Raw genomic sequence first — 20,105 nt, forward strand, 5'->3', positions numbered from 1 at the left:
ATGTGCGCCGGGCGGTGCAGCATGCCGCGCGCGGTGGTATCCTCGACGGCACAACGCTGCGCGAGATTGCCGCCACCTTGCAGAGCGCCGCCCTCTTGCGCCAGCGCCTCAGCCGGCTCGATGCGCGCTTTCCGCATCTGATCGATCTTGGCAACACGTTGCCGGCGTTGCCGCAGGTGGTCGAAGCGATCGAGCGGGCGATCGGCGATGATGGGCAGGTGCTCGATATCGCCAGCCCTACGCTGGCCCGCTTGCGCCACGAAGTGCGGGTGGCCTTCAACCGTCTGCACGAGCGTTTGCAGAGCATGATCCATTCGAGCACACTGGCCAATGCCCTGCAAGAGCCGATTGTGACGGTGCGCAATGGGCGGTACGTCATTCCGGTCAAGGCTAGCCACCGGCGCGAAGTGCGCGGATTGGTGCATGACCAGTCCGGTTCCGGGGCGACGCTCTATATCGAGCCGATGGCGGTGGTTGAGCTGAATAACCGCTGGCGCGAGTTGCAATCGGCGGAAGCGGAAGAGGTGCAGCGCATCTTGAGCGCACTCTCAGAGCAGGTTGGCGCAGCGGCGAACGCCATTATCAGCGCCGTCAATACCCTCGCCGCGCTCGATCTGGCGTTCGCGCTGGCCCGTTATGCGATTGCGACCCGCAGCATCGCGCCGGAGATTGTTGAATGGCGGCCTGATGATCCGCCACCTGCCGAGCCGCCCTTCCGGTTGACCCGCGCTCGCCACCCGCTCTTGCCCGCTGCAACGGTGGTGCCGATCGATTTGTGGCTCGGCGGCGAGTTTTCGATCCTCTTGATCACCGGCCCCAATACCGGCGGCAAAACGGTGGCGCTCAAGACAGCCGGCTTGCTGGCGCTGATGGCGCAGGCCGGCATGCAAATCCCCGCCGATCAACCCTCTCGCCTGCCAGTCTTTCAACATATCTTCGCCGACATTGGCGACGAGCAGAGCATCGAACAGAGCCTGAGCACCTTCTCGTCACACATGGCGAATATCATTCGCGTTTTGCAGACGATCGACGCAGCGCAACAAGCGCCGCCGGATCCCGATGAGCAGGGTCTGTTCGATCATCGCCGTCCAGCGGCGTTGGTCTTGTTCGACGAGCTGGGGGCGGGCACCGATCCGGTTGAAGGCGCGGCACTGGCGCGAGCGATCATTGGCCGGCTGTTGGAATTGGGGGTGCTAGCGATTGCGACGACCCACTACGCCGAATTGAAGGCGTTTGCTTACACCACGCCGGGGGTGCAGAACGCTTCGGTCGAGTTTGATGTCGAAACGCTCGCCCCCACCTACCGGCTGAGCATTGGCATTCCCGGTCGCTCGAACGCGCTAGCGATCGCGGCCCGGCTGGGGCTTGATCCGGCGCTGATCGAGCAGGCGCGCTCGTTCATTGACCGCAAAGAGGCGCAAGTCGAAGACCTGCTGGCCGGCATCCAACGCGAGCGTGACGCTGCCGCGGCAGCGTTGCAACGCGCCGAAGAGCTGCGCGCCGACGCCGAGAAGTACCGTGACCGGCTGGCCGCCGAGCAGCAGGCGTTTGCCGCCGAACGCGAAGCGGCATTGGCCGCGGCCCGCCAAGAGATCGAGGCCGAACTGCGCGAAGCGCGCCAGCAATTGCGCCGGCTGCGTGAAGAATTCCGCTCGGTCAACATCTCGCGCCAATGGCTGGAAGAAGCGGAAAAGCGGTTGGCCGCCGCCGCCGAACAATCCCAGCAAGCCGCCGAGAAGCTACGCCAGAAGCATACGCCTGCTGTTGCACCGCCGCCCCCCGCCGAACGCCCGCTGCAAGTCGGGGATACGGTGCATGTCGCTTCGATCGGCCTCAACGGCGAGATTGTCGCCATCGATGAGGAAGACGGCACTGCTACCGTGCAAGTGGGTGGCTTCCGCATGACGGTCAAGCTTGGCGAACTCAAGCGCACCAAAGCGCAGGCTAACGACGAGCGGCGCTACACCCCTCCCGAACGCAGTGTCAACCTGCCCAGCGCCCCTGACGTCTCGATGACCTTTGACATGCGCGGCTGGCGCGCCGCCGAGGTCAGCGACCGGCTCGATCGCTATCTTAACGACGCCTATCTGGCCGGTTTGCACCAAGTGCGCCTCATCCACGGCAAAGGCACCGGTGCGTTACGCCAAGTCGTGCGTGATGTGCTGGCCACCCATCCGCTGGTGGCTTCGTTTAGCAGCGGCGGGCGTGACGGCGGCGAGGGGGTGACGATTGCTACACTGATTGAGCGGTGAAGCTAATAACCGGTTCTTCAGAACATAGCTTTGCGATGCGTTGATGCCCCCTCACCCCCAGCCCCGCTCTCGCGCCAGTGGAAGCGGGGCGGACAGAACGCTGATCCAGAACCCGGCCCTGAAGGGCCGGGCTAGGGGTACGAAGCCCGTTGCGCGGGCTGCTGGCCCTCACCCCCAGCCCCTCTCCCACGAGCGCGGGAGAGGGGAGCGCATCGCTAAGCGTTGAGGCATCACAACAACGATCAACCGTTGTGATCGACCACAATGTTCTGTCCGCCCCTCAATCGGCACGGGAGCGATGCCACGCAACGGGAGGAAATATGGACGTAAATTGACGCGGATCGGCGTAAATCCGTTGCACCCGTATCAATCCGTGTCCTGTTCATGTGATGATACAATACCCCTCAGCACCCGCACACCCGCCAAGGAACACGTATGAGCGAACCGACCATTCTAGAACAGATTCTGAACCATAAGCGGATCGAAGTGCGCCGCCAGCAAGCGAAAATCCCGCTGGCAGCTCTCCAAGACAAAATCCATCGCGCGCCGCCGGTGCGCGATTTCGCCGCTGCGCTGCGCCGCTCGCCGGCCACCGCGCTGATCGCCGAAGTCAAGAAAGCCTCGCCGAGCCGCGGCGTTTTGCTGGCCAATTTCGACCATCTGGCCCTTGCCCGTACCTATGTCGCCAACGGCGCTGCGGCCATCTCGGTCTTGACCGACCAGCGCTTTTTTCAGGGCAGCCTGACCTATTTGGCCGGCATTCGCGCCTTGCCGGAAGTGCAAGCCGCTGGCACGCCTCTGTTGCGCAAAGACTTTCTCATCGATCCGTATCAGGTGTACGAGGCGCGCGCGTATGGCGCCGATGCCGTCTTGCTAATTGTCGCCGCACTCAATGATGCCGCCTTGAGCGATCTCTTTGCGTTGACCTACGAACTCGGCATGCATGCGTTGATCGAAGTGCATACCGTCGCTGAGCTGGAACGGGCGCTGCGCCTGAACCCGCCGATCATCGGCGTGAACAATCGCGACCTGCACCGTTTTGTCACCGATCGCGCAACCACCAAAGCCATCGCCGATCACCTGCCCGCCGGGCCGCAGCGCCCGGTGCTGATCAGCGAGAGCGGCATCTTTACGCCGGAACACGTGGCGGAAGTACACAACTATGGCGCAGACGCGATCTTGGTTGGCGAGGCCTTGGTGACGGCGCCCGACATCGGCGCGCAGGTGCGCGCGTTGGCGACGGCATAAGCTTGCGGTGCATGCGGCCCAGCGCTATCCGGCCCGCAGCCTCCAAAGCCATCTCTCGCAACATGAACGCTGTTTGCTTACGCACTGGTAATACCAGTGCATACCATGGCAAGTGAAAAGCCCCGTCACCAGACGCGGAACGGCATCGTTGACGATAAGGAGTGCGTACTGTGCGACAGTGCCCTAGCTGCGGTCATACCATCACCGGCGCTGAACGGTTCTGCCCGGCCTGCGGCCAATCGTTGGTGCAAGTAGTCTGGCAACCAGCGCCGGCCATCGACGCCACCCTGCCGATAGCGCCGGCCCGCAACAGCCGGTTAGCGATTGCCAGCCTGATCTGCGGCATCACCACATGGATTCTCTTCTTCATTCCGCTACTGCTCGCCGTGCCGGCGATCATCTGCGGCCATCTCGGCCAGAGCGCCGTCAAGCGCGGCAATGGCCAGCTTACCGGCAGCGGGTTGGCCCGGTTCGGATTGGCGCTGGGTTATGCCCACGTGGCCTTGACGGTCGTGGCGTTGTGCGTGGCAATCGCAGTGGTAGCGGTGGGGGGCTGACGTTATCTTAGAGGAGCTTGTTATGAGTGCAGTTGAACAATCATCAGATCACTCTGAAGGAAAGAAGCGCGGATTATCACCAATTTATCTAAACGATCTCTTTGGTAATCCTGCTATTGTCTACCCGCGCCAGCGCCAGCGCAAACGCATCGTGTTCGGCTGGTATGGCGGCAAGTTCAATCACCTTGACTGGTTATTACCCTTATTGCCGGTATGCCATCACTATTGTGAACTGTTTGGCGGTTCAGCGGCTGTGTTGCTCAATCGCGATCCAGCGCCGGTGGAAACCTATAATGACATTGATGGCGATGTAGTTACATTCTTTCGTGTTCTGCGCGATCATTACGAAGAACTTGCGCGGGCCATTGCGCTCACTCCATTTTCGCGCGAAGAGTTTTATCTCGCGATTTATGGCGATGATCACGACATTTCTGACCTTGAACGCGCCCGCCGGTTTTTCGTGCGCGCGCGGCAGGCCCGCACCGGCTTGGCGCAGACGGCCCTCTTGGCCGGTGGGCCAACTGCAAACAAACGAGCCGGGCAGGCATGTCAGGCGTCGTATCGCGTTGGTTAGGGAGCATTGAAGGGCTTGCAGATATTGCTGAACGTCTGTTGCGGGTGCAGATCGAAAACAGGCCGGCTATCGATGTTGTCCAATTGTATGATGATCCGGATACCCTCTTTTATTGCGATCCGCCGTATGTGCATGCGAGTCGTGGCGACAATAACGCCTATAGCTTTGAAATGGATGAGCTAGCGCATCGCGAATTAGCCCGCGTTCTGCGCCAATGCCGGGGTAAAGTCGCCATTTCCGGTTATCGTTGCGAGCTGATGGATGAACTGTACCGCGACTGGCGACGCTACGATGCGCCACTAAAACAGTGCCATTCGGTCAAGCAAGTTCGCCAAGAATCGGTTTGGATGAATTATTGAAGAGCAGATTCTATGAATATTGATTATCAACAAGCATTACCACGGCTTGAGCAAATGTTCAGATCAGCCGAAGAGCTTTATCTCCAACAGAGTATACCTGATATCAATCCATCCCTGATCCCAATTGCGGATGATTTATTCAAGTCGCCAACAAAGTCGTACCGTGAAGCATTGCTCGGTTGCAGCTTGGCAAAGCTCCTGAACCCAGCGATTAACATTCGCCATCCCTACATAAACCATGGGGATGATGCGTTCAATGGTCGCACAATGGATGTTAATCCATTTTTGCGCTTGTGGCATATTCCAGCCTCCAAAGGGCCATATCTAGCCACATTTCGCCGGAGCGTCAAATTTGTGCCTGAAACTGCTCAGGGTTTACGTAATAAGAAAGGATATCAAGCGTTTTTATCCTATCTCGAAGCTCTCGAAAAAGCAACAAGTGAAGAGATTAAAAATCTTCTTTTGTATCTCCTCTATCGTTTCGTTCAATTACGAGAAGAACATAACATTCAGCTCATGCGAGTCAACTGATTAAGTCTTGATCAGATTGACACCGTGATCAGCATCTTATTGCAAACGCGGAGTGGTGGATACATTCCGGTGCTACTCACCGTAGCCATGTTGGAAACACGTAATCAAAGATTTAATCTTGAATGGAATATTGGTTGGCAAGACATTAACGTGTCAGATCGCGCTGCTCACGTGGCTGGCGATATCACCGTGCGTCAGAATGAACAGACTATCTTTGGGCTAGAGGTGACAGAACGATCCTTAGAATCACAAAGAGTAAGAGATGTCTTTGAGACAAAAATGTCAATCCATCAAATTCCCGATTACCTCTTCGTTGTAACCGCTTCTTCAATCGATGAGCAGATTCAAAAAGAAGTCGTAAAATATTTTCACCAGAATTATGATATCAATATTCTCGAATTACGACCATGGATACGCCATCTCCTGAGTATCACTGGCGCAGCAGGACGGCAAATGTTTGTTGACAAATTCATCGAATTAATAGATAGGAATAACATTTCTTCTGTTATCAAAACCGCTTGGAATGAAGCCATTAAACAAGTGCTAGAGCAATAATCACTCAAATGCCCCCCATAAACACCCCTCCCCCCGCATGAGCGAGGGGAGAGGTTGGCGGGGAGGGGCTGGGAGAATATTAGCCAATTTCTGGCACGATCACCCCGTAATTGCCATCGCGCCGGCGGTAGAGGACGCTGATCTGCATCGTCTCAGCGTTCTGGAAGATAAAGAAATTGTGGCCGAGCAGCTCCATCTGCTCGATCGCATCATCAACGAACATCGGGCGCAAGCGGAAGGTCTTGGTGCGGATCACCTTCGCCTCTGGTTCAGGCTCGGCAGGCGTTGCCACCGCCTCGGCCTCCGCCTCGGCAATCGCCACCTCTTCGGCGGGGGTAAACCCGTTGGTTGCCCGCCGCAGCTCGCGGCTGCGCCGCCAATATTTCTCTTTATAGCGCGAAATCTGGCGCTGCAACACCTCCTGCACTTCATCAATGGCGGCATAGAGGTCGGATGCGCGCTCTTCGGCGCGCAGAATCACGCCGTGCTCGGCAACCAGCGTCGTCTGCACCCGATAGATTTCGCCGGCATTCCGCTGTTGTTCATGTTGGATTTCGACGGCGATGCTGGTAATGCCATTAAGATAACGCCCCAATTTGGCGAGTTTTTCTTCGATGTGCTCGCGTTGACGCTCTGAGATCTTGCCGTTCCGGCTCTTGATGGTGAGTTCCATCGCATTCCTCCATCCGCTGTTGCCAACCCGTCATTGGGTGGCCGGGCGATAAAAACAACCCGGCCCCCGCCATCAGCGCGGCGAGGACCGAGCTATTTCTCAAAAGGCCATCGGTTGCGGAGCATTGCGGCTGACCAAAGGGGTCATAAAGCCTCACTCCTGAATGGGTGCTACTTCTGCGTAGCACTCGCTGAAGAGCTTTGCCAGTATTCTACTACGCCACCAGCCGTCTCGCAAGACAGGAAGAGTGAGAAACTGTTCACCAAGCGTAATAATCAATTCGATCCATTGCGATTGGTGATGCGGCATCGCCGTTACACCACCAGTTCCATCCCTTCTGCAGCCGCTTCCACCTGTAGCGGGCTGTCGTGGGTTGCGAGCTCGGCGCGCAGACGGACGACAATCGCATCAAGTTCATCGTCGGTGCGATTTGGGGCATGGTGAAACAGCAACAACCGTTCAACGCCGGCAGCTTGGGCAACTTCGATCGCGTCTTCGATCCGGCTATGGCCGTAGTCTTCGACCTGCTCGGCGCGCAGATAGGGTGCGCTATGGATCAGCACATGCGCATTGCGCGCAAAGGCGATCGCCTCCTCACGAATGCCATCTTCGCCATAGCGCACATCGGTGATATAGACCAGCACCCGGCCCTCTTCTTCCAACCGGTAGGCCCAGATCGGCGAATGCTGGCGGCGCGAGAGGGGCAGGGCGCGCACCAACAAGCGACCGATCGTAAACGGCTCGGTTGAAATGGTTGTAAACCGGTGCGTCGCGCCAATATGGGCTAATCCATACACCGGTGAATAGACCGGCGAGAGCATCCCGTCGTACACCATCTGCAACGAGCCGCGCGTACTATCAGGGCCATAGATATCGAGGCGATTGCCGGGGATATGCACCACGCCGGGGAAGGGCAAACCGAGAATATGATCCCAATAGGTATGGCTAATCAACAGCGTCAGCGTGCCGCGACCACGGCCAAACTCGCCTTGCATCAATTCATCGCCCAACATACAGAAGCCGGTGCCGGTATCAAGCACCACTAATTCGCCATGTTCACCGGTGACGACAGTGCAGCAGGTATTGCCGCCGTACCGCAGCATGGCGGCATGCGGCGTCGGCACGTAGCCGCGCACCCCCCAAAACCGCACCTTCATGGCGTCCTCCGCAACTCCATACCCTCAAAGGCTGCCGTCACCACTAATCCCGGTGCAGCGAGCGCTTGCTGTTCGGCCACAATCCGATCTAGTTCCTCATCGGTGCGGTGAGGATCGTGGTGAAACAAGATCAACTGGCGTACCTGCGCCTCTTCAGCGATTTCGCGCGCTTGAGTTGCGCTGCTGTGCCCCCAATGCGGAAAGCGCGCGTATTGGGCATCGGTGAATTGGGCATCGTAAATGAGCCAATCAGCGCGGTAGGCCAATTCAAGGATTGCCGCTTTCATCGCCGCCAATTCGCGCAATTCGCTCTGGCTGCGCGCCGTGGGTTGGCCAGTCCACTCAATCCGCTCCTCACCGAAGAGCACCGTATGGAAGGGGCCGGTATCGGGAATAAAGGTCAGCACCCCATCAGGCGTTTCCAGCCGGTAAGCGAGCGCGCGGTACGGATGGTTAGCAAGCGCCGTGCGCACCTGCACCGGCCCTAATTCAAAGCAATGACCGGCGCTAATTTCAAAAAAGTTAATCTGCGCGCGCAAATCATCCATATTCAGCGGCAACAGCGGATCGCTCAACGCACCGGCCAAGGTCGTCCGCAGACTCGACTGGGTACGCGCCAAGCCATAAATATCGAGTTTCAAATCTGGATCAAACAGGGGCGCAAAGAAGGGAAAACCTATGATATGATCCCAATGGGCATGTGTAATTAAAAGATCGAGCTGCCGTGGCGTCTGCTCTTGCGCAAATGAATCGCCTAACATGCGCAGGCCAGTGCCGGCGTCGAGAATAATATGGCGCCCTTCCGCCACTACCTCCACACAGGTAGTATTCCCGCCGTACCGCAGCATACTGGCGTGGGCAACTGGATACGAGCCGCGCGTGCCCCAGATATGAACTCTCATCGGTGCGCCTGTATAGGTTGTCGTACAATGAAACGCTGCTGCGCAACGTGATTGCAGCTCTGCATTTCACAGTTTACAGCATAAACGTAGTTTATGAATGCTTTTTAGAGGACCATTTTACCAGTCAAGCGCGCAATCAGAAAGGTGAGGTTATGGCTCAGTTTCGGGTTGGCGTCCAACTCCATCCACAGCATACCACGTGGGAGTCGTACCGTGATGCCGTGCGCTATGCCGAAGCGATCGGCTGCGATACGATCTGGAATTGGGATCACTTCTTTCCGCTCTATGGTCTGCCAGACGGCCCGCACTTCGAGGGATGGACGCTCTTGACCGCGATGGCGACTATCACCCGGCGCGCCGAGATCGGTTGTTTGGTGACGTGCAACAGCTATCGCAATCCGGCGCTGCTCTCGAATATGGCCAAGACGGTGGATCATATCAGCGGAGGGCGGCTGATCCTCGGGCTAGGCGCCGGCTGGTTTGAACGTGATTATACCGAATTTGGCTACACCTTCGGCACTGCCGCCGATCGCTTGCGCGCCTTGCGCGAAGCATTGCCGATTATCAAAGCGCGCTGGGAGGTTGATCAGCCGCCGCCGCTGCGCCGCATCCCGATCTTAATCGGCGGCGGCGGCGAAAAAGTCACGCTGCGGATCACCGCCGAACACGCCGATATCTGGCACGGTTTCGGGCCGGTCGAAACCTTCAAGCGCAAGAATGAGATTCTCGATCAGTGGTGCGCTCAGGTAGGCCGTGATCCAGCCGCGATCGAGCGCAGCGTCTCGCCGCGCGCAGGCGAGCCGATTGAGCCATACCTTGAAGCCGGCGCAACGCATATCATTATCGGTCTGGGTGAGCCATGGAACTTCGCGCCGGTGGAGGCACTGCTCAAGCTACGCGATTAAGAGGCGCCGCCAAGGCGCACCAAGAGGACGGGGCAGCAGACCAAGCCCTTGCCCTCGGTGCGCCTTGGCGCATCGCGTTCACCGCAACGTCGCATACCATTCGGTATAGAGTTCTTGAAAACTCTTGCCGTAGATCCCGCGGTAATTGGCCGAACCGGGAGCGCGCCCGCGACCATTGGCATACAATTCGTTAAATTTATCCCAGCCGTAGGTACGGGCCAGATAGTCGACAAACCCGGCCCACATCTCGTAGGCCGCCATCGAATCGGTGCTGCTCGCCAAAGCCGCCAGATTGCCGCGATAACCGGCTTGGTACAGCGCGCGCGCGCGGGCTTGAAACGACGGCGAATCGGACAAACTCAGCCAATATTCGCCCGAAATCCACGTCGCCAACCCTTCCAACAACACCAGATCAGAGCGGCCCTGCTCTTCGCGACCATACGCTTCGGCCTGCAAGGCATGTGCGAGCTCGTGGGTAGCGATCACTAATGCCTTGTAGGTATCGTCGTTGGGGCCATAGAACAGGCGAATATTTGTGCGATCGTGGGTGTAGGCAATGCCGCGGGTATCACTCGTCGGGGCTAAGGCCGGATTATAGAACCCGATCGAGACGCGATCGGTCAGTTGGACATCAAACCGGCGTTGCAGATAACCAAGCGCGTACTCGATCTTGACCGCCAAGTCACGCACCTGATCGGCGCTAAACGTGCCCCGGCCAACGTAGAAATCGATCCGGCGTCCGGAATACACCAATTCACCGGGCAAGACCGGGCCGCGACCGGGTAGGAAGCTGGTTGGCGCAGTTTTGACATCGAACGACTCGAGAAACTCGCGCCGGGCAAGAGTAGGGGTCAGGGTCGGTTCGGGGATCGGCGATGGCGAAGGCGTGGCAGTAAGCAGCAGTTCTACCGTCGGCGTCTCGATCGGCGGGAGATCAGCCACCTTCGGCACCGGCGGCGGGTTAGGCGGTGTTGCCGCCATCAAGACCACCAGCAACAACAAGGCTAATACGGGCAGGAGCGCAAGCAGAGCGCGGTTCGGACGGTTCACGCGATCTCTCTCCTGTGTCGCGCAACGGGGCGCTGAGAGTCATGTATCGCCATCAGTCGCCATCTTATACCACCACTTGCGCGCAACTGTCAAATGGCTTGATGGCCATTGGTCGTGCAACTGGTTGGGCATAGGACATTTAGGAGCCAATTGCGCGGGCGATTTGCGTCTTGGCAGAGCGATCGCTGAACGATAAGGCGCCGGTTGGCGTCGTGACGGCTGCAGGCGGCGAACCGATCTCCTTGCAAACACGAGAGACTGCTGTTCTGATCCGGTTGTCATTGCGAGCCGCACGTAGGGGCATCGCGGTGCGATGCCCCACGCGGCGAAGCAATCTCCCACGAGCACGGGAGCCATCACTGCACGCATCCTGTTCGCCTACCAAGGAACTGGCTGCGGGCGCTGCGCCCTCTCGCAATGACAGGGCAACTCTCTCCCCCAGCGGGGGAGGGCTGGGGTAAGGGCGTTGAGATATCGCACAGCGATCAACGGTTGCACGCGACCACATATTCTGTCCGCCCCTCCAGCCGCCCGGTTGGGTCCGTCACCATTGGGTAGTGATTCATCGATTGGGAGCCGCACGGCCGTGCGGCGCGATGATCCGTCGATCCTTGGCAGGGAACTGTCCGGTTGGGGCCATCATACGGGGACGGTGATTCATCGATTGGGAGCCGCACGGCCGTGCGGCTCTACAGTTATCGTCATTTTATTCGGCTGGGGAAATTTCAATCCACGCCCGTTCGACACCGCGCACATTCATGAAAAAATCGAACATGGCCTTCATCAGGCCGTACTTATCATCGAGGGCCTCGCGCGCCACCTTGACCTCTTCAGGGGGCAGAATGCGCGCCCGCGCCGTCACGGTCGGACCCAACGGCTTACCGGCGCGATCCGATGGCCCAACTTCGACCTGCGGGTTGTTGCGGATACGCTTGACCTTGCCGGCATTGGCGGTGGTCATCACATACAGCTTGCCATTGCGTTCCGCAAACCAAACCGGCGTCACCACCGGCTGGCCATTTTTGCGAAATGTTATCAGGTTAGCAAATTCGTGCCGGTGAAGGCCGGCGAAATAGGATGTCGTCTGCTCAGCCACAGTTTCCTCCAGAAGTATAGACGTGCGAACCATCAGTTGGTTCTCTTAGTACTATACCCCTGATTCGGGTAAAACGGCGAGCAAGTTCGCCCATTCGGCCAATGTCACCGTTTCGGCGCGGCGTTGGGGGTCAATCCCGGCAGTGCGCAGCGCCGCCGCCACTTGTTCACGAGTGATAGTGACACCTAAAGCGGCTAAGCCACTCGGCAAGGCATTGCCCAATTGTTTGCGAGCATGGAGGAAACCGGCCTTAATCAACCGGAAGAGGGCATTGACATCAGCCATCGTCACCGCCGGCTGCGGGCGGCGTTGCAAGCGCACAATCGCCGAATCGACCGCAGGTGCGGGAAAGAAGCTGCTGGCAGGCACGCGCGCCACGATCGCAGGTTCGGCGTAAAACTGGATCGCATGGGCCAACACGCTATAGTCGCCGGGACCGGCGCAGATGCGCTGGGCAACCTCCCATTGCACTAGCAACACACTGAGATCAGGCGGGACGGTCGCTTCGAGGAAATGGCGCAGCAGCGGCGCGGTAATCGCATAGGGGATATTGGCGACCAGTTTATATGGCGGCGGAGCGCCGGCGCGGGCCAGCAGATCAGCCGGGGCTAGCTCAAGCACATCACCCTGCACCAGCACGAGATTGGCGCGATCGCGGAACTCGGCGGCCAAGCGGTCAGCCAAGCGGCGATCGAGCTCAACGCAAATCACCCGGCCTGCCCGGGCCAGCAACTCCCACGTCAACACCCCCAACCCCGGCCCAACTTCGATCACGGTATCGGATGGGGTGAGCGTAGCTTCGGCAACAATGGTTGCCAGCACATAGCCATCAAGCAAAAAATTCTGGCCCATGCCGCGGCTTGGGCGCAGATTAAGCGCGCGCAACGCGGCGCGGATCCGTTGCGGATTGAGATAGGGGTTCACGATTATTCAACCGGCACAAAGATGGTGATGCGCGTGCCCTTGCCGGGTGTCGAATCAATCTCGGCGCGACCGCCGGCTAACCGAGCCCGCTCATCGATGTTCAAGAGACCGAAACTACCGCGCTTCTCGTAGCTCTTGAGCAAGGCTGCTTTATCGAAGCCAACGCCATCATCTTCGATCACCACTTCCAGCATCTTCTCTTGCAACCGCCGCAAACGCACCCAAATATGGGCGGCATTGGCGTGCTTAATCGCATTGGTGACTGACTCTTGGATCATGTTAAACAACGCGCCCTCCACTTTCGAGCCGAGACGGAGCTGATCAATATCGCTGGTTTCGAGAATGATCGCCGTCTTGCCGGCTTTGGCGCGCAACCGATCCAGATATTGCTCCAACGTCACCTTCAAGCCCTGCGTTTCGAGCATCAACGGGCGCAGCTCAAACAGCATTGTGCGCACCTCGTAGTTGGTACGCTTGGCAATCGTGCTCAACTCATCAAGTTCGGCCAACGCTTGGGCCGGATCGCGTTCAAGCAAACGTTTGATAAACTCGGCCTTCATCGTAATGACGGCCATTGATTGAGCCGGGCCATCGTGCAGATCGCGCGCCAACTGGTGACGCACTTCTTCTTCGCGCGAGAGCAACTTTTCTCGTTCTTCTTTGAGATCGAAAATCAGTTGCGCATTATGCAACGCGACGATGGCATAATTCGCCAGCGACATCAACATCTCGGTCTGATCCGTTTGCAGCATGTGATCGGTGGCGACCACAAACAAACCATAGGCGCGCATCCCCACTTGGAGGGGAATCAGGGCCGCCGAGACGCAATCACGCAGCGCACCGATCTGTTGCAACGATGGAAACTGGGCAAAGGAGGTAATGGTCTGAGCCGTTTTGGCGCGCAACGCCGCCGCCAACCCAGCATCCATTTGCAAGGTGCGATTCAGATCACCCAGCGCCAGATTGGAGCCAAAGGCGACATACAGCTCATTCGGCTGGCCAGAGGAGAGCAACACCACACCGGCGCGGTAGGGCACTATTTTACGACTTTCACGCAGCAGCGCATCAAGCACCTGCCGGTAATCGGCGGTCGATCCCAACGCCAGCGCCACTTGGTAGAGCGAGCGCATCTGATCGCGGTAGGTATTTGCTTCTTGCAAGGCCCGTTCAGCCTCTTGTTGGGCCTGCGCGACGCGATAGCGATTGGCTTCGCTCTGGCGTTCAGCCAGATTCCCCGTCACCCACGGCACAATCGCCAGTGTCAAGCCACGCAACGCCAGCGCCACGTAATCGAGCATCGTCATCAATGCTTCAGGCGCAATCAGCCGGCGCCAACCAATGAAGGCGGCCATATACGCCACTGCCGCCAACGCGCCTGAAAGCACACCGATGTAAAGAGGCTGCCGGATGGCAGCGTAAGTCAGCGGCACCAAATAGAGCGGAAAAAAGATCACAATCCGCTCGCCGCCCAAAAAAGCCATCAGTGAAATGAAGGCAATATCAAACAGGTATGACAGGTTTACAAGGCCAACAGCGGGTGGCACAAACGCCAACAAGGTAAAAAGCAGCGCAAACCCGGCATACAGCCAAAAGATCACATCTAACGCTTCTAAATCACCATTGATCGGCCAAAGACTACCGTTGGTCAAGAATTGGGTGACAACGCCGAGCAAAATAATCATCACCCAGCGCGCCATCGCATAGAAGCGCTCGCCACCCAGCAAGCTCCACGCCGATGTTGCGCGTTGTGATGACGATGATTGCATTGACGATTGCGCCGGACTGGCCATAGCAGTATTCGTAAACAGCGCGGCGGCGACACGAACCAGCGCGCCGCCGCTGCGCTGATATTACAACGACTTCAATGTCTCAAGCGTTGACCGCACTGCTTTCGCCGAGGCGTTCAGCAGCGCCATCTCTTCCTCGTTAAGCGGCAGCTCGATAATCTTCTCGACCCCGCCGGCGCCAAGCACCACCGGCACGCCGAAATACATATCGTTCAGACCGTATTGGCCGGTCAGATACGCCGCCACCGGCACCACCCGCTTTTTATCCTTCAAGATCGCCTCTACCATCAGCGCCGTCGAAGCAGCCGGAGCGTAGTAGGCGCTGCCAGTCTTGAGCAAGTTGACAATCTCACCTCCACCCTTGCGCGTCCGCTCAACGATCTGCGCCAGCCGGTCAGGCGCAATGAATTGGCTCACCGGAATGCCGCCGATGGTCGAGAAGCGGGGCAAGGGCACCATCTCGTCGCCGTGGCCGCCCATGAGCATCGCCTGCACATCTTCGACCGAAACGCCAACCTCCATAGCGATAAAGGTGCGGTAACGCGCCGCATCGAGCACGCCGGCCTGCCCCATCACCCGTTCTTTGGGGAAGCCGCTCACCTCAGCCGCCAGATAGGTCATCGCGTCCAGCGGGTTGTTGACCATAATAATGATTGCGTTTGGCGACAGCGGCGCCGCCTTGCTAATGCAATCGCGGGTAATATCGGCATTGACCTTAATCAGATCCTCGCGGCTCATACCCGGCTTGCGCGGCGCGCCGGAGGTGACGACGATGACGTCGGAATTGGCGGTATCGGCGTAATCATTGGTGCCAATCACCCGCACATCGTACCCCTCCACCGGCGCTGCCTCATAAAGATCAAGCGCCTTTCCTTGCGGCACACCTTCTACAATATCCAACAGCACGATGTCGCCTAGCTCTTTGGCGGCCAGCCAGTGCGCCGTTGTCGAACCGACAAACCCTGCCCCGATAATGCTAATCTTCTTGCGCATAACTGTCTCCTCACCTCTTCGCGGCGCCAGTTATGGAATGCGACGGAGTGCGTCGTTGCCATCCCTGCGCATTGTAGCATATTACGGGCTTAGTGCGTTGACGCAACCATTTGCAAATGGTTGAGGATAGATGCCAGATCGGGCGGCAATGGTGCAGTGAATTCCCGCCATTGCCCATCACGCGGGTGGAACAGGCCCAACTCGCCGGCATGCAAAAACTGGCGTGACAGGTGCAGATGCGCGCGACGCGGCCCATAGACCGGATCGCCAACGATTGGATAGCCGAGATAGCGCAAATGCACCCGGATCTGGTGCGTGCGGCCGGTTTCGAGTTGCACTTCAAGCAAACTATAATCGCCAAAGGCGGCGATCAGCCGATAATGGGTGCGGGCTAGGCGGCCATCGCTCACCACTGCCATGCGCAGCCGGTCGCGCGGATCGCGGCCAATCGGCGCATCAATGGTACCTGTCGCTGGCGGACGACCGATCACCAGCGCCTGATAGATTTTGCGCATGTGTCGCGCTTGTTGTTGTTCGACCAACGCGCGCAGGGCAGCATCGTGACGAGCAATGACTAACAAGCCAGACGTGTCGCGATCGAGACGATGAACGATGCCGGGGCGCACCTCGCCGCCAACTGCCAAATCGGGATAGCGGGCCAAGAGAGCGTTCACCAGCGTGCCGCGCGCGTGGCCCGGCGCCGGATGCACGACCATGCCGGCTGGTTTGTTGATCACGGCAATGTCGGTATCTTCGTATACCACATCAAGCGGGATCGGTTCGGCCACCAGTTGGGTCGGCATAGGCAGGGGAATGGTGACGTGAATGGCCATCCCGGGGCGCACCGGCTGGCTGGCGCGGGCAGGCCGCCCCGCGCAGAGCACCATTCCCTGCTCGATCAAGCGTTGCACTTGCGCCCGCGACAGATCGGGCAACGTCGCCGCCAGAAACCGGTCAATCCGCTCGCCGCTCACTTCGGCAGGAACGATCACCACCCGTTCATCAGCATCGAACCATTCCAACGCGCTGGCGTCGTTCATGACGGCGACTCCGAATTGCGATTGCGCGGCTCGGCGGGCAGTGACGTTTCGGGATCACGGCTCAACAACTCGCTGAGCAATCTATCATCGACCGGCTCTGGTTCGGCTGGTTCCGGTTCATCGCCAATGAAGATGATGTGAAAGGCCAATGCCGCAACACCGAGCGAGATCGCGCTATCGGCTAGATTAAACACCGGCCACCAACCGATCTGAAAAAAATCGACCACATACCCCTGCCGGATCCGGTCGAAGAGGTTAGAAATCCCGCCGCCGAAGATCAATCCGACCGCGCCCGTGACCCACCGCGACTCAGCAGGGAGGAGATGCTGATACGTATAGGCAAGCAAGATGAGCACCAAGCCGGCGCCAACCGAGAGCACGCCGCCTTGGTCGGGGAAGAGACCAAATGCGACCCCAGTATTCTCGTGATACGCAAGCTGCACCCAATCAAAGAGCAGCGGGATCGGACGATTGGCACGCGCCAGCACACCGCTTAACCAAACCTTGCTCAGTTGGTCGAGCAGAAAGATCGGTATTGCCACCAGAATGAGCAGCATCCAACGAGTGCGCATCGCCATCACTGTGACATCATCGCTTGCCGCACACGGCGGAGAGCGATCTCGTCGAGCGCGTATTGCAACATCAAAAGGGCCGCCCCAACCGTAATCGCGCTATCCGCGAGATTAAAGATCGGGAACCAACCGACCTGAATAAAATCGACCACATACCCCAACCGGATCCGATCGATCACATTGCCCAAGGCGCCGCCAAGAATCAACCCCATCGCAATCTGCACGAGCCGGCGCCGGTTCGGCAATTGCGTCACATAGAGATAGATCGCGCCGGTGATGATCACCAACGCAACGATGGTCAACACGTCTGACTTGCCTTGAAACAGGCTAAAGGCAATCCCCGTATTATGTGAATACGCCAGCCGGACATCGTCGCCAATTAGCGGAATAAAGCGGGTCATCGTTTCAGGGCCAAGGGTGGCGACAATCCAGCGCTTTGACGCTTGATCGAGCGCAACCGCCAGCGCGGTGACGAGCAATGGCGTAATCCAGCGAGCTTGCACCAGTGATTTCACTATCGCGTCCCTTCCTCACGAATCCGATCTCGTTTTCTCTCATTATAACGTAGGGCGCTGGAAATGGATGGGTAATAACGCTTTGTTAACATTTTCGTACTATGGGTTCTCGTTGTATTTGACAGGATCTTCCAGCATGACCCGGAGTTCTAGCACTCGTTCCCGCGCCGTTAGCGGGGAGTTTGACCCGATCAGTGGCTTGTTGGCAATTGGGGTGATTTTGGGCAGTCTCTCCTTATCGCTCCCGTTCTTGTGGACGCTGACCGTGATGGTTGCCGGGTTAACCATCGTCTTTTTCATCAACCGTTGGTTGCGCGAACAGCGCCTCCAGCGGTTGCGCCGCCAGCAATTGCTCGATCTTTCGCCAAGCGAGTTCGAGCAGCGGGTTGCCCTCTTACTGGAAGATCTCGGCTGGAGGCAGGTCACGGTGCGCGGCGGCAGCGGCGATCGCGGCGTTGACATCACCGCCGAACGCGATGGGTTACGCTTTATCATTCAATGCAAACGCTACACCAAACCGGTCGGGCCAAGCTACGTGCGCGATCTGGTCGGCGCGCTGCAAATTCAGCAAGCGGATCGCGCGATTTTGGTGGCAACCAGCGCATTTACCCGCCAATCACAGCTCGAAGCGCGCGGGCAGCGGGTTGAATTGTAGGATGACCGGATCCTCTTGCAGCGCATTGACGAAGCGGAACGGCTGCGGGCCGCCCAGCAACCGCGCCGCAACCAAGAGAGCACGCTCCTCTACGCCGGCGCGCTGGGCCTGAATCTGGTGCTGGCCGGATTTGCGCTCTTGTTTGGGGGGCTACCAATCAGCCACTCCGAAGCCCAAATGGGACAAACCAGCTTCTTTGGCGCAACCGCCAATGCGCCAGCCTCCAACCCCCATCATGGCAGAGGCAGCGCCTGCAACCGCCACCCCGCGCCCTACTGCCACCCCACGCCCTACCCGCACCTCGCAACCGGCGGCCACGCCACAGCCAACCCCAACACCGACGCCAATCTACCCAACCGCCACCGTCTTTAACGGCGGCAACGTGCGGGCCGAGCCAACCTTGAAAGGCACGGTGTTGGATCAGATCCATGCCTATGAAACCGTGTTCCTGCTTGGGCGGAGCGCCGATGGGGTCTGGATCCGGATCATCAACCCCCGCCAGCAAGAAGGCTGGGTGCATCGCACCCAGCTCACGCTCGATCCAGCGATCGAGGCGGCGTTGCCGGTGATCACACCCGAGAGGCAGGGAGCGGGCAGATAGGGAAGCTACGAGGAGATTGAATATGCGCCGGATCCGGTATCAGGTGGCTTGTAGTCTTGACGGGTATATTGCTGGGCCGCAAGGCGATATTAGTTGGATTCCGGCTGAGCCGGAGATTGATTTCGGCGCATTGTTTGCTGAATTCGACACCCTCTTGATGGGGCGCAAGACCTTTGCCGGCTTATCGCTTACCGATCCGGAATATGGCCAGTTGTACGCCGGGAAAGAGCTAGTCGTGGTCTCGACCACGCTCGCGGCGGTTGACTATCCGCACGTGACCATCATCAACGAGCTGAGCCGTCACGCGATCGAACCGTTGCGCCAGCGTCCCGGCAAAGACATCTGGCTGTTTGGCGGCGGCGAGCTGTTTCGCCATCTGTTAGAATTGGATATGGTTGACACAATCGAGCTGGCCATCACGCCGGTGTTATTGGGCGGCGGCATTCCATTCTTGCCCGCGCCGGGGCCATCACGCCGGCTCACGCTCACTGAGCAACGCTGGTATGAACACTCAGGCATGGTCTGGCTAAGTTACCAGATTGAGCCGGCAGCGACTTCAGCAAGCTGATTCTCTGGTTGTTAAAGTACCGGGCCGGCAAGTAAACATTGATATCGAGTGCGGCAGCTAAACTGCCGCACTTGTATCGATATCACCACAACGCAAATACCTCACTGCCCACCACCATCACAAAGAGCAAGTTGAGCAAAATCCCGACCACCAGACTGATCGCGGCGAACAAGAGCAGGTACATCGTGCGCCGGCGAATGAGACGGCGGAACTCGCCTTGCAACAACGCTTCGAGGGTTTGTTGTTGGGCGGCTAGCACCATCTCAACCGGCGTGCCTTCAGCTTCGGCTTGGGCCAGCGCAGCGGTGGCATCGATCAGCTCGCGGCAACGATAGCGACGGGCCACCTCGGCTAGCGCCGCGAAGGGCCGCATACGCTGCTCTTCACCGAGTTCGATCGCGGCGGCAACTACTTCGCGCATCGGCGCTTGGCGCGGCGCAGCCTGTGTGCAGTAACGGCGCAAGAGCATGCTCGGCGCTTCAAAACTGCCAAGGGCAACGCGGATAAAGCCAATCAACCCCGGTGTGAGCCGGCGCAACGCTTGCTCCGTGCGCTCGCGGACGCGGCGCGGCTGGCGCGGCCACACCAAGC

21 protein-coding genes and 1 pseudogene are annotated in these 20,105 nt (G+C 58.6%); 10 read left to right on the forward strand and 12 right to left on the reverse strand.

Features of this window, described 5'->3' with window-relative positions:
* From U9R81_RS17155 to U9R81_RS17185, 6 genes and pseudogenes are all read left to right on the forward strand, one after another.
* Positions 1 to 2,252, forward strand: a 2,252-nt coding sequence (locus U9R81_RS17155; protein ID WP_322496642.1) for an endonuclease MutS2, incomplete at its 5' end; no start/stop codon positions are given.
* A gap of 435 nt (positions 2,253 to 2,687) precedes the next feature.
* Complete coding sequence (gene trpC, locus U9R81_RS17160; RefSeq protein WP_322496643.1) at positions 2,688 to 3,500, forward strand: indole-3-glycerol phosphate synthase TrpC; 813 nt, start codon at positions 2,688 to 2,690, stop codon at positions 3,498 to 3,500.
* Positions 3,501 to 3,670: 170 nt separating this feature from the next.
* Positions 3,671 to 4,057, forward strand: a complete 387-nt coding sequence (locus tag U9R81_RS17165; RefSeq protein WP_322496644.1) for a DUF4190 domain-containing protein — start codon at positions 3,671 to 3,673, stop codon at positions 4,055 to 4,057.
* 22 nt (positions 4,058 to 4,079) lie between these two features.
* Positions 4,080 to 4,990: pseudogene (locus U9R81_RS20120) on the forward strand (DNA adenine methylase).
* A gap of 12 nt (positions 4,991 to 5,002) precedes the next feature.
* The gene (locus U9R81_RS17180) at positions 5,003 to 5,521 is read left to right on the forward strand and encodes a hypothetical protein (protein WP_322496647.1); all 519 of its coding nucleotides are present in this window, start codon (positions 5,003 to 5,005) and stop codon (positions 5,519 to 5,521) included.
* A 24-nt stretch (positions 5,522 to 5,545) separates the two neighbouring features.
* Entirely contained in the window at positions 5,546 to 6,076 is a 531-nt protein-coding gene (locus U9R81_RS17185; protein ID WP_322496648.1) for a hypothetical protein, read from the forward strand.
* Positions 6,077 to 6,155: 79 nt separating this feature from the next.
* Here U9R81_RS17185 and hpf read toward each other — a convergent pair whose 3' ends face one another.
* The 3 genes from hpf to U9R81_RS17200 all read right to left on the reverse strand — a co-directional run bounded on the left by hpf (position 6,156) and on the right by U9R81_RS17200 (position 8,808).
* A complete protein-coding gene (gene hpf, locus U9R81_RS17190; RefSeq protein ID WP_322496649.1) occupies positions 6,156 to 6,749 on the reverse strand; it encodes a ribosome hibernation-promoting factor, HPF/YfiA family in 594 nt (197 codons plus the stop codon).
* A gap of 314 nt (positions 6,750 to 7,063) precedes the next feature.
* On the reverse strand, positions 7,064 to 7,906 hold the full coding sequence (locus tag U9R81_RS17195; protein ID WP_322496650.1) for an MBL fold metallo-hydrolase: 843 nt from the start codon (positions 7,904 to 7,906) through the stop codon (positions 7,064 to 7,066).
* Complete coding sequence (locus U9R81_RS17200) at positions 7,903 to 8,808, reverse strand: MBL fold metallo-hydrolase (RefSeq protein ID WP_322496651.1); 906 nt, start codon at positions 8,806 to 8,808, stop codon at positions 7,903 to 7,905. The genes U9R81_RS17195 and U9R81_RS17200 overlap by 4 nt, the downstream gene beginning before the upstream one ends.
* A 152-nt stretch (positions 8,809 to 8,960) precedes the next feature.
* On the opposite strand from U9R81_RS17200, the gene U9R81_RS17205 reads away from it, so the two are divergent.
* Positions 8,961 to 9,713: an LLM class F420-dependent oxidoreductase gene (locus tag U9R81_RS17205; protein WP_322496652.1), complete on the forward strand. Its 753-nt coding sequence runs from the start codon at positions 8,961 to 8,963 to the stop codon at positions 9,711 to 9,713.
* Between the two features lie 78 nt (positions 9,714 to 9,791).
* Here the strand turns inward: U9R81_RS17205 and U9R81_RS17210 are convergent, their stop codons facing one another.
* From U9R81_RS17210 to lspA (U9R81_RS17245), 8 genes are all read right to left on the reverse strand, one after another.
* The gene (locus U9R81_RS17210; protein WP_322496653.1) at positions 9,792 to 10,763 is read right to left on the reverse strand and encodes a hypothetical protein; all 972 of its coding nucleotides are present in this window, start codon (positions 10,761 to 10,763) and stop codon (positions 9,792 to 9,794) included.
* Between the two features lie 706 nt (positions 10,764 to 11,469).
* Entirely contained in the window at positions 11,470 to 11,859 is a 390-nt protein-coding gene (locus U9R81_RS17215) for a PPOX class F420-dependent oxidoreductase (protein WP_322496654.1), read from the reverse strand.
* Positions 11,860 to 11,910: 51 nt separating this feature from the next.
* The gene (rsmA, locus tag U9R81_RS17220; protein WP_322496655.1) at positions 11,911 to 12,783 is read right to left on the reverse strand and encodes a 16S rRNA (adenine(1518)-N(6)/adenine(1519)-N(6))-dimethyltransferase RsmA; all 873 of its coding nucleotides are present in this window, start codon (positions 12,781 to 12,783) and stop codon (positions 11,911 to 11,913) included.
* Positions 12,784 to 12,785: 2 nt separating this feature from the next.
* Entirely contained in the window at positions 12,786 to 14,573 is a 1,788-nt protein-coding gene (locus U9R81_RS17225) for a GAF domain-containing sensor histidine kinase (protein ID WP_322496656.1), read from the reverse strand.
* Positions 14,574 to 14,633: 60 nt separating this feature from the next.
* Positions 14,634 to 15,563 (reverse strand): malate dehydrogenase, encoded by a 930-nt coding sequence (mdh, locus tag U9R81_RS17230; RefSeq protein WP_322496657.1) that lies wholly within the window; start codon positions 15,561 to 15,563, stop codon positions 14,634 to 14,636.
* A gap of 89 nt (positions 15,564 to 15,652) precedes the next feature.
* Positions 15,653 to 16,603, reverse strand: coding sequence for an RluA family pseudouridine synthase (locus U9R81_RS17235; RefSeq protein WP_322496658.1), 951 nt, complete (start codon positions 16,601 to 16,603; stop codon positions 15,653 to 15,655).
* A complete protein-coding gene (lspA, locus tag U9R81_RS17240) occupies positions 16,600 to 17,181 on the reverse strand; it encodes a signal peptidase II (RefSeq protein WP_322496659.1) in 582 nt (193 codons plus the stop codon). The genes U9R81_RS17235 and lspA (U9R81_RS17240) overlap by 4 nt, the downstream gene beginning before the upstream one ends.
* Positions 17,181 to 17,690 (reverse strand): signal peptidase II, encoded by a 510-nt coding sequence (lspA, locus tag U9R81_RS17245; RefSeq protein ID WP_322496660.1) that lies wholly within the window; start codon positions 17,688 to 17,690, stop codon positions 17,181 to 17,183. The genes lspA (U9R81_RS17240) and lspA (U9R81_RS17245) overlap by 1 nt, the downstream gene beginning before the upstream one ends.
* Positions 17,691 to 17,826: 136 nt before the next feature.
* Between lspA (U9R81_RS17245) and U9R81_RS17250 the strand changes: the two genes are divergently transcribed.
* The 3 genes from U9R81_RS17250 (at position 17,827) to U9R81_RS17260 (ending at position 19,514) form a co-directional block, all read left to right on the forward strand.
* Positions 17,827 to 18,345 (forward strand): restriction endonuclease, encoded by a 519-nt coding sequence (locus U9R81_RS17250; RefSeq protein WP_322496661.1) that lies wholly within the window; start codon positions 17,827 to 17,829, stop codon positions 18,343 to 18,345.
* A 211-nt stretch (positions 18,346 to 18,556) separates the two neighbouring features.
* Entirely contained in the window at positions 18,557 to 18,946 is a 390-nt protein-coding gene (locus U9R81_RS17255; RefSeq protein WP_322496662.1) for an SH3 domain-containing protein, read from the forward strand.
* 22 nt (positions 18,947 to 18,968) lie between these two features.
* Complete coding sequence (locus U9R81_RS17260; protein ID WP_322496663.1) at positions 18,969 to 19,514, forward strand: dihydrofolate reductase family protein; 546 nt, start codon at positions 18,969 to 18,971, stop codon at positions 19,512 to 19,514.
* Positions 19,515 to 19,596: 82 nt separating this feature from the next.
* Here U9R81_RS17260 and U9R81_RS17265 read toward each other — a convergent pair.
* A partial coding sequence (locus U9R81_RS17265) for a hypothetical protein (protein WP_322496664.1) occupies positions 19,597 to 20,105 on the reverse strand: 509 nt, incomplete at its 5' end.

Origin of the sequence: Chloroflexus sp. (assembly GCF_034435895.1) — a bacterium.
Taxonomy (GTDB): Bacteria; Chloroflexota; Chloroflexia; order Chloroflexales; family Chloroflexaceae; genus Chloroflexus.

Bases quoted from the DNA above. Each gene is read 5' to 3' on its own strand.
- U9R81_RS17235 (WP_322496658.1), bottom strand. From the start codon at position 16,603: ATGAACGACGCCAGCGCGTTGGAATGGTTCGATGCTGATGAACGGGTG.
- U9R81_RS17205 (WP_322496652.1), top strand. From the start codon at position 8,961: ATGGCTCAGTTTCGGGTTGGCGTCCAACTCCATCCACAGCATACCACG.
- U9R81_RS17200 (WP_322496651.1), bottom strand. From the start codon at position 8,808: ATGAGAGTTCATATCTGGGGCACGCGCGGCTCGTATCCAGTTGCCCAC.
- U9R81_RS17250 (WP_322496661.1), top strand. From the start codon at position 17,827: ATGACCCGGAGTTCTAGCACTCGTTCCCGCGCCGTTAGCGGGGAGTTT.
- U9R81_RS17225 (WP_322496656.1), bottom strand. From the start codon at position 14,573: ATGGCCAGTCCGGCGCAATCGTCAATGCAATCATCGTCATCACAACGC.
- U9R81_RS17255 (WP_322496662.1), top strand. From the start codon at position 18,557: ATGCGCCAGCCTCCAACCCCCATCATGGCAGAGGCAGCGCCTGCAACC.
- trpC (WP_322496643.1), top strand. From the start codon at position 2,688: ATGAGCGAACCGACCATTCTAGAACAGATTCTGAACCATAAGCGGATC.
- mdh (WP_322496657.1), bottom strand. From the start codon at position 15,563: ATGCGCAAGAAGATTAGCATTATCGGGGCAGGGTTTGTCGGTTCGACA.
- U9R81_RS17260 (WP_322496663.1), top strand. From the start codon at position 18,969: ATGCGCCGGATCCGGTATCAGGTGGCTTGTAGTCTTGACGGGTATATT.
- U9R81_RS17195 (WP_322496650.1), bottom strand. From the start codon at position 7,906: ATGAAGGTGCGGTTTTGGGGGGTGCGCGGCTACGTGCCGACGCCGCAT.
- lspA (WP_322496659.1), bottom strand. From the start codon at position 17,181: ATGGCGATGCGCACTCGTTGGATGCTGCTCATTCTGGTGGCAATACCG.
- U9R81_RS17180 (WP_322496647.1), top strand. From the start codon at position 5,003: ATGAATATTGATTATCAACAAGCATTACCACGGCTTGAGCAAATGTTC.
- hpf (WP_322496649.1), bottom strand. From the start codon at position 6,749: ATGGAACTCACCATCAAGAGCCGGAACGGCAAGATCTCAGAGCGTCAA.